The sequence below is a fragment of the Onishia niordana genome, from assembly GCF_004798965.1.
Lineage (GTDB): Bacteria > Pseudomonadota > Gammaproteobacteria > Pseudomonadales > Halomonadaceae > Onishia > Onishia niordana.
Genome location: NZ_SDSD01000003.1, coordinates 437960 through 453058 on the forward strand (window position 1 = coordinate 437960; position 15099 = coordinate 453058).

Below are 15099 nucleotides of genomic sequence, written 5' to 3' on the forward strand. Positions count from 1 at the left end.
TCCTCTGTCGGAACTGATTGGCATTCTGCGGTAAAGGCCACCATGCCAGTCATGTTCGGCTATCTGCCGCTGGGAGCCGCTTTCGGCATCCTGGCGATGGATGTTGGCATTCCCTGGTGGGCAGCGCTAACCATGTCACTTGTGATTTACGCCGGGGCTGGGCAATTCCTGGCCGTAGCCTTGTTGGCCAATCAGGCCGGCCTCATGGAAGTCGCGGTGGCGACCCTGATGCTTAATTCTCGACACCTCTTCTATGGCTTGTCGCTATTAGGGGTCTTCAGCGGAGCAGGGTGGCGCAAGCCGTACCTTATCTTCGCACTGACCGATGAAACGTATTCACTCTTGACTTCGCATCGCGGCCCCGTGAAAAAAGATCATACGATGGCTATCAAGCTCAGCGCTTTGAACCAGTTGTGGTGGGTGCTAGGAACGCTTGCCGGCGTCATGATTGGAAGTCAGCTTGCCTTCGACACAACCGGCATTGAATTTGTGCTGACGGCCTTGTTCATCGTACTGACAATCGAACAAGCGCGACGCCTTCGCCGATGGATGCCCTTCATCGTTGCCATGGCTACAGCGCTAGCTGCCCTGGCATTGCTGCCAGATCGACATATGTTACTGGGAGCCATTGCCGCTGCCAGCATGATCCTGCTGATCCAGTACCGGTTGGATATGAGAGCGCCTCAACAGGCGGATGCTTCATGACAGAGGATCCACTTTTTCTGCTTGGTTTCATCGCCGTGTGCGCACTTGCCACCTTCGCGACACGCGTACTGCCCTTCATCGCCTTTTCGCGTCAGGCCGAACATCCGCTGGTCCTGCATCTCGGTCGTTACCTGCCACCAGCGGTGATGCTGATTCTGGTGACTTACGCGATGCGTGACTGGCGCCCTCTAAGCAATGGTGCAGTAAACCTTGGCGCTAATGGGTTAGCGATGCTGCTAGCAGCCCTGATTGTGGCCTTGCTGCAGTTGTGGCGGCATAACGCTCTGCTATCGATTGTTACCGGTACCGTCAGCTATATGGCCATGATCCAGCTTTTTGACTAGGGACAATTCGTTTGTCAGCCAAGCACGACAACGGTTGAGCCTTTGCCGCGCAAGGGTGAAGATAGAGGAAATAGCGAGGGAGAGATTGCCATGACAAGGAACATTGCCGATATTCGGCGCGACTACGAAGGCGGCAGTCTAAGCGAAGAGAATACGCCTGAAACACCCGATACACTCTTCGACGAGTGGCTGGCGCTAGCGCTCGAAAGCGAAGGCATAGATGGCAATGCCATGACACTTGCCACCGTTGATAGCCAGTGCCGCCCCCATGCGCGCGTCGTACTACTCAAGGGATACGACCAGCGCGGCATGGTATTTTACACTAACTATCTAAGCCACAAGGGCAGCGAACTGGCGACTATTCCGCATGCAGCGCTGGTCTTCTGGTGGCCCTCCCTGAGCCGCCAGGTTCGCATTGAGGGCCGAGTGGAGCAGGTCACGGCGGAGGAGTCCGACCGGTATTTTGCCAGTCGGCCGCGAGAAAGCCAGCTTGGTACCTGGGTCGCCACGCAAAGCGTGGAAATCCCCAATCGTCAATGGATTGAGGATCGCCAGTCCCGTTTCGAGCAAGCCTATGCTGGGCAGGACATTCACCGCCCTGCACACTGGGGAGGCTATAGGCTCTTACCCGAAGTGATCGAGTTCTGGCAGGGTCAGCCGAGTCGACTACATGACCGTATTCGCTATCAGGTTCGTGATGGAGAATGGTTCAAGGTGCGCCTTGCCCCCTAATGCCACCGCTCCCTACTTTCAGGGAGCTCTGTGTGGTATACGCCATGCTTTCCAGCACTTGTCTATTCGCAAGAATACGCCCCCGACCAATGTGGCCGGGGGCGTTGTTTTCAGTGGAGCAGGTTAACCGACATTACTGGTCAGATGGCAGCCACTCTTGAACCACATCTTGGTTCTCTGCAACCCACTGCTTGGCAACCTCATAGGGATCGCTGTCTTCTTTCTGGTTCATGAGCATGACTTCACCCATCAACTCAGGCGTCCACTCGAAGTTATCGAGGATCGCGTAAGCACCCGGCATGTCTTCTTTCAGGTCGTCCCGAACGATGGTGTGAATCTGCTCAGCACCACCATAGACATTTTTCGGGTCATCAAGATACTTGAGATCCCAGCGAGCGAACATCCAGTGCGGCGTCCAGCTGGTCACCACAATTTCTTCTTCATTCTGGATGGCACTGGCGAGAGCTGCTGTCATGGTCGCCCCACTACCACTGCGAAGATCAGTCTCGAGATCATATTCCTCGATCACCTCTTCGGTGAGGCTCATCAAGCCGGCGCCCGGATCGATACCTACAATCTGACCATCGAGAGCTTCAGCATTGGCATCGATATCCGAGATGGTCTCCATGTCGCTGTAGGCAGGAACCACAAGCCCCAGTTTAGTGCCATCCAGATTCGGGCCCAGGTCCTCGACGCTATCTTTCACGCGGTCGAAGTAATCCGCGTGTGTGGTAGGGAGCCAGGCCGCCACGATGCCGTCTGCATCACCGTAGGATAGTGCCTGCCACATGGCAGCGGCCGAGAGTGATGACATTTCAACGTCATAGCCCTGATCTTCCAATACGGCACGCACCACGTTGGTAGAAGCGACTTCCGAGGCCCACTCAACGTAGGCAAGAGTGACGGTACCCTTCTCTTGAGCTTGCGCCTGGCCGGCTGCGACAGCGGTCCCCGCTGCCAACATCATAGCGCCAAGGCGCACACCGCGTGACAGAGTCTTGATATCGAACATCTTTCACCTCTTCGTTGCTTATTGGTATCTAGCAGGACATCAAACGCAGTACCTCATAAAACATGCATTCAGGTTGCGCCTGACCTTCGCATGACGCGAGCTGCCGTACGTCATGCTTCCGACATCCCATACTCGAAAGGAGGACGGGATGGCGAATCACGCAATGCATCAGGACTTACGTGTCTTACGGAAAGACTGAGTGAGGCGATCAAGCAGCATGGCAAGAATCACTACCGCGATACCAGCCTCGAAGCCATCGCCGGGACGCAAGCGTTGAATGGCGCGCCACACTTCATTGCCCAAGCCATCGGCACCGATCATGGCCGCGATCACGACCATCGACAGGGCTAGCATGATGGTCTGGTTGATGCCTGCCATCACGGTAGGCAACGACAACGGCAACTGAACTTTGAAAAGCTTCTGCGACGTCGTGGAGCCGAATGCATCCGCGGCTTCGATCAGATCCTTGGGAACCTGACGAATACCGAGCGTCGTGAAGCGAATCGCCGGCGGCATGGAGAAAATCACCGTGGCAAAGATGGCCGATACCGAGCCAATACCGAAAAACGGAATTGCCGGGATCAGGTACACGAAGGCCGGCATGGTCTGCATGAAGTCAAGCACCGGCATAATCACTCGATAGAGCCGCTCGGACAGCGCCGCAGCGATACCGACAGGAATCGCGATCACGACCGCCACCAGCGTAGCGATCACTACCAGTGTCAACGATTCGATCATCGGATCCCACAGGTCCAGGTTCCAGATCAGGGCCAGACCCAACACGGCACCGATACCCAGACGAAGGCCAGACATTCGCCAGCACAACAGTGCAATCAAGCCCATCAAGCCCCACTCGGGGAGCCACATCAACAGATCATTGAGGCCATTGATACCAGTCTGCGTAACTGCGGAAATACCGCGAGTGACGCCGGAATAGTTGCTGGTTAGGTAGTTAAGACCGGACTCGATCCAGTCACCCAACTCGATACGGGGAATTTCAATCGCCATCTCAGTTGTCTCCTGCTTCTGCCAGTTCGGCCAGTACCGCACCCTTGACCACGACCCCAAGTAGGCGACGCTCATCGTCAATCACTGCAATGGGGAAACTCTTGTCGCTGAACATGGCAAAGAGGTTATGCATCGGCTCATCCGGAGCAACACTGCGGAAGTTCTGGATGATCAATGAATCAATCGTCTGCTGGCCTTCCTTGACCGCTCTTTCGGCTGTTTCAGCATCGATTAGGCCAACGAGCTTGCGATCGCGGCTGGTGACATAGATCGAGTCCAGGCCGTTCTCACTCATCTTGCGAAGTGCCGTACGCGGACCGTCATCTTCACGGGCCGTGGCACGAACGGGACGCATGGCATGGCGGGCGGTGAGGATACGCGACATATCCACGCCCTCGATGAAACGCTCGACATATTCATCAGCCGGCGCGGTCAATATTTCTTCCGGCGTGCCGATTTGCACGATCTCACCATCCTTGAGCAGGATGATGCGGTCGCCGATGTTGAGGGCTTCATCGAGGTCGTGGGTAATAAAGACCGTGGTCTTCTTCATGCGATGCTGCAGCTCGAGCAGTTCCTGTTGCATATCCTTGCGGATCAGCGGATCGAGCGCCGAGAAGGCCTCATCCATCAACAAGACGCTTGAGTCATTGGCCAGTGCACGCGCCAGGCCGACTCGCTGCTGCATGCCACCGGAAAGCTGGCTGGGCATGGCATCTTCCCAGCCATCCAGACCCACTTGCTTCAGTGAGTTACGCGCAGTTTCTGTCCGCTCGGCCTTGTCGATACCACGGATTTCCAGACCATACTCGGCGTTCTGCTGAACCGTACGGTGCGGGAACAGAGCGAAGTTCTGGAAGACCATGGAAAAGTGGCGACGGCGACATTCCAACAACTCTTTGGTGCTGAGCGTCGGAATATTCTCGTCGTCGATAATGATCTCGCCTTCGGTGGTATCGATCAGGCGATTGAGACAGCGGATCAGGGTCGACTTGCCGGAGCCGGAAAGTCCCATGATCACCAGAAGCTCACCCTCGTAGACGTCGAAGTCAAGGTTGGACAAACCCAGCGTCTGGCCGGTCTTTTCCAGGATTTCAGGTCGCTTGAGCCCTTGATTGCGCAGCTCAAGAGCCTTCATCGGCTGGCTGCCAAAGACCTTGCTGAGGCCGCGCACCTGAATCTTGACGGGTCGTTTTTCGCTCATCGGCTTTGCCTGTAGTTATGTCATACCAACATGCCTTGATAGGCCGATCGTAAGACCTAACCGGCTATGCGCGGTCTATGACTGTCGTGATTGAACTGGCGAGATCATACATACTTATAAATACCCCCTCAAATCAGAACAGCTGATGATCAATCAACGCACGCAACCTTTCCAGGTGACAGCACACGCTGCTGGCCGGCCAGGGGATAGACCTCACACCCCTTAGTCTTGAGGCGAGGCGAGACGGTGTCGCTGCCAGTCAGACTCGGGTTCATTCAAGCTGAGAAATGCATCAACCACCTGTTCTTCCATGTTGTAGCGAAGGCGAAATCCCAGTTGCTTCAATAGTGAACGCATGGGCTGGTTATCGATCATGATCTTGCCGAACATCTCGAGCGTTCCTACTCCCTGGCAGTAGCGAATCATCTTGGTCATCAATAGGCGTCCGAGCCCATGACCATGCAGGTCATCGCGAATGATGATCGAGAACTCGGTGCGGATGTTGTCCGGATCGTTCCATACTCGCACAACCCCCATCATCTCTGACTGACCAGACTCATCCGATCGCACAGCAATGAAAGCCATCTGGCGGTCATAATTGATGTCGGCTAAGGTCGCCAGATCTCGCTTGGTCAGATCCGCTTTGTGATGGAAGTAACGAAAGCGAATGCTCTCCTTGGATAGGTGCTTGTGAAAGCCGGTGATCAGCGGCGCGTCTTCTGCCCGAATGGGTCTCACCTCAACGTCCATACCATCGAGCTCGACTCTTTCCCGAAGTTCTTCAGGATACGGCATGATCGCATGGCGGGCGGGAGCCCCTAGGTCCAAGGCAAAATCCACCGCCAGGAGTCCATCGTTGTTGAGCAGCAGCGGATTGATCTCCATCCCTTTCAGGCGCGGCAGGTCGGATGCCACCTGGGATAACTTCACCAACAACTCACAGATCGTATCGATATCTTTTTGCGGTTGACGGGAATGCTCTTCTATCAGCTTGGCCGCGTGGGTTCGGCTAATCAGGTCAGCCGCCAGCGTCATGTTCAAGGGGGGAAACGCCACATGGCGGTCGGCCAACACATTGACCTTGTACCCTCCAACCCCAAACACCACAACGGGACCGAACTCTGCGTCTCGCGTGATGCCAGCACACAGTTGCAGTGAGTGCTTGCCACGCCGCATGGGCTGAAGGCAAAACTCATGGATGCCCGACTCAGGAAACTTCTCTTGGACTTTCTGCTCTAGCCGGCTCATGGCATCTGCGACTTGTTCGGGACTCGTGAGATCCTGGAGCAATCCTGCCGAGAGCTTGTGGGGATGGCTTCGATAACGAAATGGCACGATGTTGTTATCGTGGACGATCTTCAATGCGAGAGCAGCACTCGGATCCGCTTCTGCAGCGAAAAGGGTTCGAGCTGCAGCTACGCCCTCCTCCGCCGTAACGGCATAGCGGCTTTCAGGTGTATCAATACCGTAGGCGGCCAGCACCTGCGCCGTTTCGGCATGTGTAAGACAATACCGCTGCTGTTCGAGGGCCTGATTGATCAACTCATGACACTGCTGACGGATGCCCGCACTGGTAGCAAAGGGCAACGAGGGCGGCGTTTGCTGCAGCAATGCCTGCACGCGTCGATAATTGACCATATGCATGAAGGCACCCACCGCCTTCTCAGGTGACATATACGTCGGGATACCCGCCAGGTTGCTCTCATGCCGAGCAGACAGTGCCTGCTCCAGGCCCATCCAGCTGGTAAGCAGGTTGCGCTTGAGACGCCGGCGATTGGCGACCACCGCCTCAGCGGTAACCTTCGACGGCGCCAGGCGAGTCGGTGCGTGTACCAGCAACACTGCGTCCACGCCGGGATCGGCGGCCACAATGGCCAGCACATCAACGATCTGTTCCGGTGTCGCGCCGCCGCCAAGATCTACCGGGTTGCGTCCCGGCAGCGTCATATCCATGTCGTCTCTTGCCAGCGCCTCGCGGGTCTGTTGGTTGAAATCGGCCAGCCGTCCGCCTTGGCTGATCAACCGATCGATGGCCAGCATCGCAGGCCCCAACCCATTGGAGACAATCGCCAAGCGGTCACCGCGTAGGGGCCGCATACGCGACAGCGTTTCCAGCGCATCGAACAACTCATCGGAATTATCGACACGCACGACCCCGGCCCTCGCCAGTGCGGCATCGAAGATCACGTCTCGGTTCGCAATACCCGGCGTTGGTGGCATGTTCGATAATGATGAGGCAGGTGTACGCCCGCTCTTAATGGCGAGGACTAGCCGATGACGGGAAGCCTCGCGAAGAGCCGTCATCAAGTGCTGAGCATCCGGCGTACGCTCAAGATGCAGCATGATGGACTGGGCTGCCGTATATTGGTTGATGTAGTCGAGCAGATCAGGCAGAAGAACGTCGACACTGTCGCCAACGGTTACAAGGTGCGATAGGCCGATACCACGTCCGGCCGCCCAGTCGATGATGGCATTGCCAAGCATGCCCGACTGGCCCAGGTAGGCGACACGGCCTGCTTTGACCGGCTGCCCGGAATAAGACGCATTGAGCCGCCGCCCGGGGACCAGTATGCCCATGCATTCTGGTCCCAGTACGCGAATCCCCGAGGGCCTGGCGGCACGCAGCATCTGCTCACGGATGGAGCCGCCGTCGTGACTACGATCATCGAGGTGGGACCCACCGGACAACACCATCGCGGCACGAACACCTGCCGTACCAAGTTCTCCCAGCAAGTCGGGAACCTCCTCCACCGGCGCACAGATCACAGCAAGCTCAGGCACCGCCGGTAGGTCAGCGACATGACTGAAACAGGGGACACCATGGACACTTTCGTACCCCTTGGTATTGACCGACCAAAGCTTGCCGGGGAAACCGCTCTCCTGGAGGTTTTGCACCACCAGCCCGCCCATGGAGTGCGGCTTTTCTGAGGCCCCAATCACGACCAGGCTGTGTGGCTCGAAGAAGTGGCGTAAGAATCGCGTACCCAAGACCTATCCTCCCGCGTGGGTGTAGTGTTCTTGTGTACGACTTATTGCCACTGTCATGCAAGGAAGCATGGCGATTAAGGTCGCATTAATAACTCCGGAGCCGTCGATGATCACCTCATACATCACCCACCCTCGATGCCATGATCACTTTATGGGGCCCGAACATCCGGAGAGCCCGCTACGAATTGAGTCCATTCGTGCACGGCTAGCGTTGAGCGGCGTGCTGCAACAAACCATGCAGTCAGAATCCAAACCGGCAACGGATGAGCAAATTGAGCGCGTTCATCCACGTCGCCACCTGGCGTCACTCGAGCGCTGCGTGCCAGAGGAAGGTATTACTGTTCTCGATGGCGATACCCTGATGAACCCAGCAAGCATGGATGCTGCACGCCATGCCGCAGGCGCGGTAGTGCGAGGTGTGGACCAGGTTTATCGTGGTCAGGCCGATAATGTCTTCTGTGCGGTGCGCCCTCCCGGCCATCACGCCGAGGCTACCGATGCGATGGGGTTCTGTTTTCTCAACAACATTGCCGTCGGGGCAGCTCATGCCATCGAAAAACATGGAGCAAGGCGCGTCGCCATCCTCGATTTCGATGTACACCAGTGCAATGGGACTATCGACATTTTCAAGGATCATCCTAACGTGATGGTCTGCTCGAGTTTTCAATTCCCGTTTTATCCATGGCGCTATCTTCGCAGCCAATGGCATAACATCATCGACACCCCGATACCGCCCGGTACCGACGGGCCGGCTTTCAGGCGCGCAGTGGAAGATCATTGGCTACCAGCTCTGCATGCCTACAAGCCCGACCTTGTACTGCTCTCTGCCGGCTTCGACGCCCACCGAAACGATCCCATGGCCGATATGTGCCTAGAAGCCGCTGACTTTCATTGGGTGACGCACCTCGCCATGGAAATTGCGGCGCTGTATGCCGATAATCGTGTGGTGTCGGTACTCGAGGGCGGGTATGACATGGAAGCGCTTGGCCGTTGTGCCGAAGCCCACGTCAGTGCCCTGCTCGGCTTGCCCTTCGAGGAATGACATCTACCGAAGCCTATGCGTTATGTGTTTCCACTACCCAGGAAATGCTGCCCCACCTCGATACAAGAATTCATTCTTGGCTCACCCATGTAAATGAGACGATGGGCCGAGACGAGAAGACATGGTGGAGGGTAAAAAAAGCGCCATCTCAGCGGGGCTGGCTGTGATAGCCTAGCGGAAACTAAGTTTCCGATAGTGAAAAAACAATGAGCGCCAATAACGATCAAACCGCCGCCCTGCAGATCACGTCAGGCCGTAAGGCTTTTGTCGAGCCACTGCAGCTTGGGGAGCGACTCAAGGAAATCCGACTGTCTAACCGCTGGACGCTGGAAGATGTCAGCAAGCGAACCGGCTTGGCTCGCTCGACCTTGTCCAAGATCGAAAATGATCACATCTCCCCGACATTCACCGCCGTTCAGAAGCTTATCAACGGGCTCGACATTGACCTTCCCCAGCTACTCAAGCAGCCCAAACCCCAGAGCCGAACCCTTGGCCGACGCGACCTGACCCGAGCGGGTGACGGTCAGCAACATCCGACACCTACTTACGAGCACGAGCTTCTGTCGTGGCAGCTGGCCCAGAAGCATATGATACCTTTCAAGACCATCGTCCGTGCCCGCGCTTTCAGCGAATTCAGTGAATGGGTGCGGCACGATGGCGAGGAATTCCTGATCGTCCTCGAAGGGGGAATCCTACTCTACACCGAGTTTTACGAGCCTTTACGGCTGGAGCATGGCGACAGCATCTATTTTGACAGCGACATGGGGCATGCCCTGGTGTCCATCAGCGACGAGGATGCCGTCGTGCTGTCGGTCTGTACGCGCAGCAACTCAAGCTAAAACAATAGCTTGGCCTCATAGTAAAACGCCCCGGCGCAGATGAACTGCGTCGGGGCGTTTTACTGTGCCATGGAGCAGCGCCAAGCCAAGCAGGCAGGCAGGCAGGCAGGCAGGCAGGCAGTCCAGCAAACGCTATGACTTGCGGTCGCCGGGACGCTTTGCCGGGATGGCGTCATAAATCAAGCGTTCGCCCGAATTGACAGCCTGAAAGTGCCGCCCCTTGGCGCGAGCAATCAGCATGACCCCAAAACGCTCGGCCAGCTCGACTCCCTTCTGGGTCATCCCCGAACGCGACACCAAAATACCGATCCCCATTTGGGCAACTTTCAGGACCATCTCGGAGGTCAGTCTGCCAGTGGTGTAGAAAATATCAGCATGCATGGCATTGGGATACTCGCTGAGCCATTGGCGACCCGCCAAGGTATCGACGGCATTGTGACGCCCGACGTCCTCAACGAAATCGAGCACCTGATCCTGACAGCAGAGCGCACAGCCATGGACTGCCCCGGCACTCTTGTAGGTTTCATTATAGGCGCCGAGGTTCTCGAGCAGCGCATATAACGAGGACTGCCTCAGCTGTGTACTTGGCACAGGCGCGAGACCGACTGCATCGAGCAATCGACCGAAAACAGTTCCTTGTCCGCAACCTGTCGTCACGGTGCGCTGCCCGAGGCGTTCTTCCAGATCCTCAGGCGCTCGACGACTGACGACTGCCGCTGCCTCGACATCCCAATCGACGTGCACAGTTTCCAAATCGTCCTGCTCAGGCACCAGGCCCTGATTGCGAAGATATCCCACCACCAGCGCTTCTGGGTCAGCCCCCAATGTCATCAGCGTGACAATCTCACGCTTGTTGAGGTACACGGTAAGCGAGCGCTCGGCCGATATTGCCTGCTGACGCAGCTCTCCAAATTCGTCATGGACATTTATTTCAAGCGTTGCCGGCAGACGGGCATGACTAAGACGTAACGAACACATGCATCGCTCCTTGGCGACATGCGTGGCACCGTTTGGGTGGCACCGCGCGTTAACTCAATGAGGCCAGCGTTAACTGCACCATATTGACCATCATTACATTCGAGGCGCTTACTGTCTTTATCTCATATCCATCTTTGACGGCCTGCGTTAGCCGTGACTTGCCAGATGCTTCACCTCGTAGATATAGCGCTTTCACATGTTCCAACGCAGTCCTGACGCGAGTAGCCACGCTATGAACGCTCCCGATATGACCGGCCCCATCAGTCGCAAGCAGCTTAGTTTTAGTCTCGTTCCCGAACTTAAGAGCATCAAGGGCTTCACCTCGACCCAGTGGCATATCCAAGACCTGGCACCAGGTGCTAGCGGGCCGGAGGTTCTCGCACTTCAGCTATACATGACCGAACGAGCGGCCTACAGATTCAACCTCGAATCATCGACGCCTCGCTTGTTCGTACGCGCAGGATTCTCAGGACAAACGCCGACTCCTACTGCCATGACCGCCAGTCAAGAGGTTGCCGCCAGCTGGTTGGATGGCGAACAGCAGGTCCATGAGGTGGCGATGCCGCAAGCCATTCAGCTGTGGCTTGAAGCCTATCTCTCTCATCATGGAGAAGCCCTCGTTGAAGGCCGCAAGAAAAAACGCAAGGGCGCTGGGCGCGCTCAGGAGAATCAGACATGACTCGCTTCTCACGTTGGTCGCAACGAAAACGCGGACTGGAGACCGATGATCATCAGGCGCGTGACACCCCTTCGTCGTTGAAAGAAGACGAGCTGGCCCTACATGACAAACCCATCGAAGGTCAGACAGTACCGACACCCGAGACAGACGATACGAGTTTTCAGGAGCCTGTAGACGAGCTTCCTGATCCCGACACCCTACCGCCAAACAGCAATTTGACTGCCTACCTCGGCGATGGTGTAAGCCGGGAGATCCGTCGCCGTGCGCTGAAACGGATGTTTGCAGCGGATCACTATCACCATCGTGACGGGCTTAACGACTACGACGACGATTACCGACAACTCAAGAACCTCTCCCAAGAAGTGGCGGACCGTCTACGTCAATGGACACATCAACACGCTGATGAAGAAGGCGATCCTGATCAAACCGCCCAGCAAATAGAAGGCAAGGCCAGCGAACCGTCCGCCACCGAGGAGAGCCGTAACAGAGACATTGCTGGGACTCATGATGCAAATGAAACGCATGAAGATCCGGCGCCAGATAAAGAGACGAGTAAGTCATCTCATCCTGACGCTAACTCATCTGCCGGCGCGTAAAACAATATGCCACATATAAATAGCAAAGATTCTCAATAAAAATAGACCAGAGCTATTAAGCCGATAGTTAAATTAGCACTCAATATAGACCAATGTGCATTGGCGCCAATCTTGTTGAATGACGAAGATTAATACAAAACTCTGTCCCTGACCGTTGAGGCCACATGAATCAGCGCATCGACCTTACATCACTGGGTGCCGATCACAACTTGGCCGCCCGTGAAACAGCACAGTCCCGTATCTCTTGGCCGGTAAACCTCACGCCGGAGAGCGTTACCTACTCAAGTGATGGTCATTTACTGATCATTGCCGACGAACTATCAGGCCGGCATGCAGCCCGAGAGCTGAATAATCAAGGTCTAGCATCGATTACCCTGTTGGTTATCGCCGCTGCATCCGCAGGTTCCCCAGGCAACTCCGACAGCAGTACCGGCTCTGAGAACCCTCTCGAAGAGGAGACCGGGGTTGAGTCATTGCTTGAAGATACTCGGCTCCTTTCGGTCCACTACGCCCATGATTGGCAGCTTGAGGGCTATCTCGGGCAGTTCACACTCACTCTTCCCCACGAGGATGGTGGGATTAATCTTGCCCAGGCGAGCATTGGCCGCCCCCATTTCGACCTGGTGCTAGACCTCGCCCAACATCCAACCCTTACCCTCGAATTGCTCCCCCCCGGCTACACCGCTGCGAGCTGGGGCACAGAAGCGTGCCAGCAGGCCATCACCGACCTCCCACAACAGGTTGGAGAGTTCGCCAAACCACGTTATTTCCAGATCAATCATGATATTTGTGCCCATGATAGCCACGGCAAGACAGGATGCACCCGGTGTCTAGACGTCTGCCCTGCGGATGCGCTCACACGAAAGTCAGGTCGCATAGAATCCTGGATCGAGATAGATCCGATGCGCTGCCATGGCGCAGGTAGCTGCACCAGCGCTTGCCCGACAGGCGCCATTCAATACCGACTCCCCTCACCTGTCGATCAACAAGCCTACGTCGAGCGCTTGCTTGCGGCCTATCGACTAGCCGATGGCAAAGAGCCCGTCATACGTTTCGCCGAGGCTGATTTCCTTGCAGGCGAATCTACGCCCGCTGGTCATGTGCTGGACGTTCCGCTTGAGGAACTCGGGGCAGCGGGACAAGACCACTGGCTTGCAGCACTCGCCGCCGGAGCAGCAGAAGTTCGTGTTCAATTGACCGAGCGCTTGCCAGCAAGCCTTCGGACGTTGATCGAGGATCAGTATCACCAAGCCACGACACTGCTTGAGGCACTTGGCCATGACACACGGCGCCTGAGTCTTCTTGACCCCAACGATAGCGAGCGTAGAGATGCGCCGCCGATACTGCCTTCCATTGCTCGGCGAACTAGCACTGAAAAGGCGGAATTCACATCCTCTTCAGATGTAGGCAAGCGCGACCGCCTCAATGCCACTCTCGCCTACCTCACCGAGACGGGCCACCCCAGCGGACAGCGTCATATCATGCCGGCAGGAGCGCCCTTCGGCGATGTAGCCGTTAACAAGGATACCTGCACCCTGTGCCTCGGCTGCGTTTCGGTATGTCCAACACCGGCTCTCGCCGGGGGCAAGGCATCCCCCGAACTCAGTTTCCGCGAAGCCGATTGCGTGCAGTGCGGACTCTGCGAGGAGATCTGTCCGGAAGATGCCATTCATTTGGTACCGGGTTTCTTGGCGTCACCGGAGCGAACTTACCGCCAGGTCCGCAAGGAGGAGGCCGCTTTCCCCTGCATTCGCTGCGGCAAGCCTTTCGCCAGCGTCAGCACCATCTCAAGCATCAAGGCCAAGCTCGCGGATCATCCCTATTTTGCCGGTGACGCCATGGCGCGCCTTGAAATGTGCGAGGACTGCAGGGTCAAGGATGTCTGGCAGGACCTGGCCCATGACCCCGAATCACAGTTGAAAATCTAGTTGAAGCGTCAAGTGGCACCATCATTGATGATGGCAGTCTTAGTAATGCGCTAGACGACAAGGTAAACGTCATGACCGATACCCCATCGACGATCCCGGCAGAGCAGAATGGCTCAAGCGAAGACATTCATGATGATATGAACGCGCTACGGGCCGACATCTATCGGATCCTGGCGCGACTGGTCCGTGAACCGCCCACAGCGGTGTTGCTGGAATGGCTCTCAGAACTCGATGCAGAGGACGATGGCAGCACCTTATCTCACCGCTGGGCGATGCTGATTCACTCAGCGGCCGAACAACCACAAGAGGAACTCGCCAAAAAACTCGCGTCAGCACATTTCCGTCACTTGGTCGGCGTGATCCAGGGAGACGTCACGCCATATGCCTCCTGGTACCGGCAAGGCAACCTGATGGACGAACCGCTAGTGGCATTGCGTCGCGATCTGCGCCGTCTCGGGATTAGCCGCTCAGAAGACTGCCATGATCCCGAGGACCATCTCGCCGCCATTTGCGAAACCATGGCCATGCTGCTCGACGAAGGCCAAACCGAGGAAGCCGCCAAGATTTTCATGGCACATCTCGCCCCCTGGGCGCAGCGATGCTTCGACGACTTGGCGGCGGTTGATACCCCGTTCTACGCTCATGTAGGAGCGCTTGGCAGCGCCTTCATCAGCGAAGAGCAACGCCATCAGGCAGAGGAAGCCACACGTCAGCCGGTCCGGGTCGTTTCCGCCGATCAGGATACCGTTCGAACAACGCCCGACATGACCGATAACTAAGCGATAAGCACTAATTATAACGATTCCGTGCCAACGAAACCGGATCGCAGAGGAGAAGAACATGACACAACAACACAACCCGCAACGGCGTCTCTTCTTTAAAACGCTCGGCACTGGCACCGCTGCAGCTGGCGCTTTCTTCGCGATCGGCCAAGTACCGTTGGTACAAGCCAAGACCACACCGTCAACCGCTCCGGAAGAGCCCCGTGGTTATCGAGAGACTGACCATATCCGCCGTTACTACGCCACCCTGCGCGACTAACCC

Annotated in this window: 15 protein-coding genes; 10 read left to right on the forward strand and 5 right to left on the reverse strand. The window is 56.5% G+C overall.

Annotated features, from left to right (window positions below; all coding sequences use genetic code 11):
* Nucleotides 1–51: 51 nt before the first annotated feature.
* The 3 genes from ETC27_RS08640 (at nt 52) to pdxH (ending at nt 1781) form a co-directional block, all read left to right on the forward strand.
* Complete coding sequence (locus ETC27_RS08640; protein ID WP_240724856.1) at nt 52–705, forward strand: AzlC family ABC transporter permease; 654 nt, start codon at nt 52–54, stop codon at nt 703–705.
* Nucleotides 702–1049, forward strand: coding sequence for a branched-chain amino acid transporter permease (locus ETC27_RS08645; RefSeq protein ID WP_136254592.1), 348 nt, complete (start codon nt 702–704; stop codon nt 1047–1049). The genes ETC27_RS08640 and ETC27_RS08645 overlap by 4 nt, the downstream gene beginning before the upstream one ends.
* 90 nt (nt 1050–1139) lie before the next feature.
* Nucleotides 1140–1781 (forward strand): pyridoxamine 5'-phosphate oxidase, encoded by a 642-nt coding sequence (gene pdxH / locus ETC27_RS08650; protein WP_136254593.1) that lies wholly within the window; start codon nt 1140–1142, stop codon nt 1779–1781.
* Nucleotides 1782–1914: 133 nt separating this feature from the next.
* On the opposite strand, the gene ETC27_RS08655 is transcribed toward pdxH, so the two are convergent.
* The 4 genes from ETC27_RS08655 to ETC27_RS08670 form a co-directional block, all read right to left on the reverse strand.
* Nucleotides 1915–2793, reverse strand: coding sequence for a glycine betaine ABC transporter substrate-binding protein (locus tag ETC27_RS08655; protein WP_136254594.1), 879 nt, complete (start codon nt 2791–2793; stop codon nt 1915–1917).
* A 168-nt stretch (nt 2794–2961) separates the two neighbouring features.
* Complete coding sequence (locus ETC27_RS08660; protein ID WP_136254595.1) at nt 2962–3801, reverse strand: ABC transporter permease; 840 nt, start codon at nt 3799–3801, stop codon at nt 2962–2964.
* Between the two features lies 1 nt (nt 3802).
* On the reverse strand, nt 3803–5005 hold the full coding sequence (locus tag ETC27_RS08665; RefSeq protein ID WP_136254596.1) for a quaternary amine ABC transporter ATP-binding protein: 1203 nt from the start codon (nt 5003–5005) through the stop codon (nt 3803–3805).
* Between the two features lie 222 nt (nt 5006–5227).
* Nucleotides 5228–7993 carry a bifunctional acetate--CoA ligase family protein/GNAT family N-acetyltransferase gene (locus tag ETC27_RS08670; RefSeq protein WP_136254597.1) on the reverse strand — a complete coding sequence of 922 codons (2766 nt, stop codon included), beginning with the start codon at nt 7991–7993 and terminating at the stop codon, nt 5228–5230.
* Nucleotides 7994–8099: 106 nt separating this feature from the next.
* Here ETC27_RS08670 and ETC27_RS08675 point away from each other — a divergent pair, with 106 nt between their 5' ends.
* Nucleotides 8100–9035: a histone deacetylase family protein gene (locus ETC27_RS08675; RefSeq protein WP_136254598.1), complete on the forward strand. Its 936-nt coding sequence runs from the start codon at nt 8100–8102 to the stop codon at nt 9033–9035.
* A gap of 206 nt (nt 9036–9241) precedes the next feature.
* Complete coding sequence (locus tag ETC27_RS08680; RefSeq protein ID WP_136254599.1) at nt 9242–9874, forward strand: helix-turn-helix domain-containing protein; 633 nt, start codon at nt 9242–9244, stop codon at nt 9872–9874.
* A gap of 132 nt (nt 9875–10006) precedes the next feature.
* On the opposite strand, the gene ETC27_RS08685 is transcribed toward ETC27_RS08680, so the two are convergent.
* Nucleotides 10007–10852, reverse strand: a complete 846-nt coding sequence (locus ETC27_RS08685; RefSeq protein WP_136254600.1) for a formate dehydrogenase accessory sulfurtransferase FdhD — start codon at nt 10850–10852, stop codon at nt 10007–10009.
* Between the two features lie 232 nt (nt 10853–11084).
* Between ETC27_RS08685 and ETC27_RS08690 the strand changes: the two genes are divergently transcribed.
* The 5 genes from ETC27_RS08690 (at nt 11085) to ETC27_RS08710 (ending at nt 15096) form a co-directional block, all read left to right on the forward strand.
* Nucleotides 11085–11531 (forward strand): DUF3305 domain-containing protein, encoded by a 447-nt coding sequence (locus ETC27_RS08690; RefSeq protein ID WP_240724857.1) that lies wholly within the window; start codon nt 11085–11087, stop codon nt 11529–11531.
* Complete coding sequence (locus tag ETC27_RS08695; RefSeq protein ID WP_136254601.1) at nt 11528–12127, forward strand: DUF3306 domain-containing protein; 600 nt, start codon at nt 11528–11530, stop codon at nt 12125–12127. The genes ETC27_RS08690 and ETC27_RS08695 overlap by 4 nt, the downstream gene beginning before the upstream one ends.
* A 164-nt stretch (nt 12128–12291) precedes the next feature.
* Nucleotides 12292–14055: a 4Fe-4S binding protein gene (locus tag ETC27_RS08700; protein ID WP_136254602.1), complete on the forward strand. Its 1764-nt coding sequence runs from the start codon at nt 12292–12294 to the stop codon at nt 14053–14055.
* 71 nt (nt 14056–14126) lie between these two features.
* Entirely contained in the window at nt 14127–14834 is a 708-nt protein-coding gene (locus ETC27_RS08705; RefSeq protein WP_136254603.1) for a TorD/DmsD family molecular chaperone, read from the forward strand.
* Nucleotides 14835–14895: 61 nt separating this feature from the next.
* Nucleotides 14896–15096 carry a twin-arginine translocation pathway signal gene (locus ETC27_RS08710; protein ID WP_136254604.1) on the forward strand — a complete coding sequence of 67 codons (201 nt, stop codon included), beginning with the start codon at nt 14896–14898 and terminating at the stop codon, nt 15094–15096.
* Nucleotides 15097–15099: the final 3 nt, after the last annotated feature.

Bases quoted from the DNA above. Each gene is read 5' to 3' on its own strand.
- ETC27_RS08640 (WP_240724856.1), top strand. From the start codon at position 52: ATGTTCGGCTATCTGCCGCTGGGAGCCGCTTTCGGCATCCTGGCGATG.
- ETC27_RS08645 (WP_136254592.1), top strand. From the start codon at position 702: ATGACAGAGGATCCACTTTTTCTGCTTGGTTTCATCGCCGTGTGCGCA.
- pdxH (WP_136254593.1), top strand. From the start codon at position 1,140: ATGACAAGGAACATTGCCGATATTCGGCGCGACTACGAAGGCGGCAGT.
- ETC27_RS08655 (WP_136254594.1), bottom strand. From the start codon at position 2,793: ATGTTCGATATCAAGACTCTGTCACGCGGTGTGCGCCTTGGCGCTATG.
- ETC27_RS08660 (WP_136254595.1), bottom strand. From the start codon at position 3,801: ATGGCGATTGAAATTCCCCGTATCGAGTTGGGTGACTGGATCGAGTCC.
- ETC27_RS08665 (WP_136254596.1), bottom strand. From the start codon at position 5,005: ATGAGCGAAAAACGACCCGTCAAGATTCAGGTGCGCGGCCTCAGCAAG.
- ETC27_RS08675 (WP_136254598.1), top strand. From the start codon at position 8,100: ATGATCACCTCATACATCACCCACCCTCGATGCCATGATCACTTTATG.
- ETC27_RS08680 (WP_136254599.1), top strand. From the start codon at position 9,242: ATGAGCGCCAATAACGATCAAACCGCCGCCCTGCAGATCACGTCAGGC.
- ETC27_RS08685 (WP_136254600.1), bottom strand. From the start codon at position 10,852: ATGTGTTCGTTACGTCTTAGTCATGCCCGTCTGCCGGCAACGCTTGAA.
- ETC27_RS08690 (WP_240724857.1), top strand. From the start codon at position 11,085: ATGAACGCTCCCGATATGACCGGCCCCATCAGTCGCAAGCAGCTTAGT.
- ETC27_RS08695 (WP_136254601.1), top strand. From the start codon at position 11,528: ATGACTCGCTTCTCACGTTGGTCGCAACGAAAACGCGGACTGGAGACC.
- ETC27_RS08700 (WP_136254602.1), top strand. From the start codon at position 12,292: ATGAATCAGCGCATCGACCTTACATCACTGGGTGCCGATCACAACTTG.
- ETC27_RS08705 (WP_136254603.1), top strand. From the start codon at position 14,127: ATGACCGATACCCCATCGACGATCCCGGCAGAGCAGAATGGCTCAAGC.
- ETC27_RS08710 (WP_136254604.1), top strand. From the start codon at position 14,896: ATGACACAACAACACAACCCGCAACGGCGTCTCTTCTTTAAAACGCTC.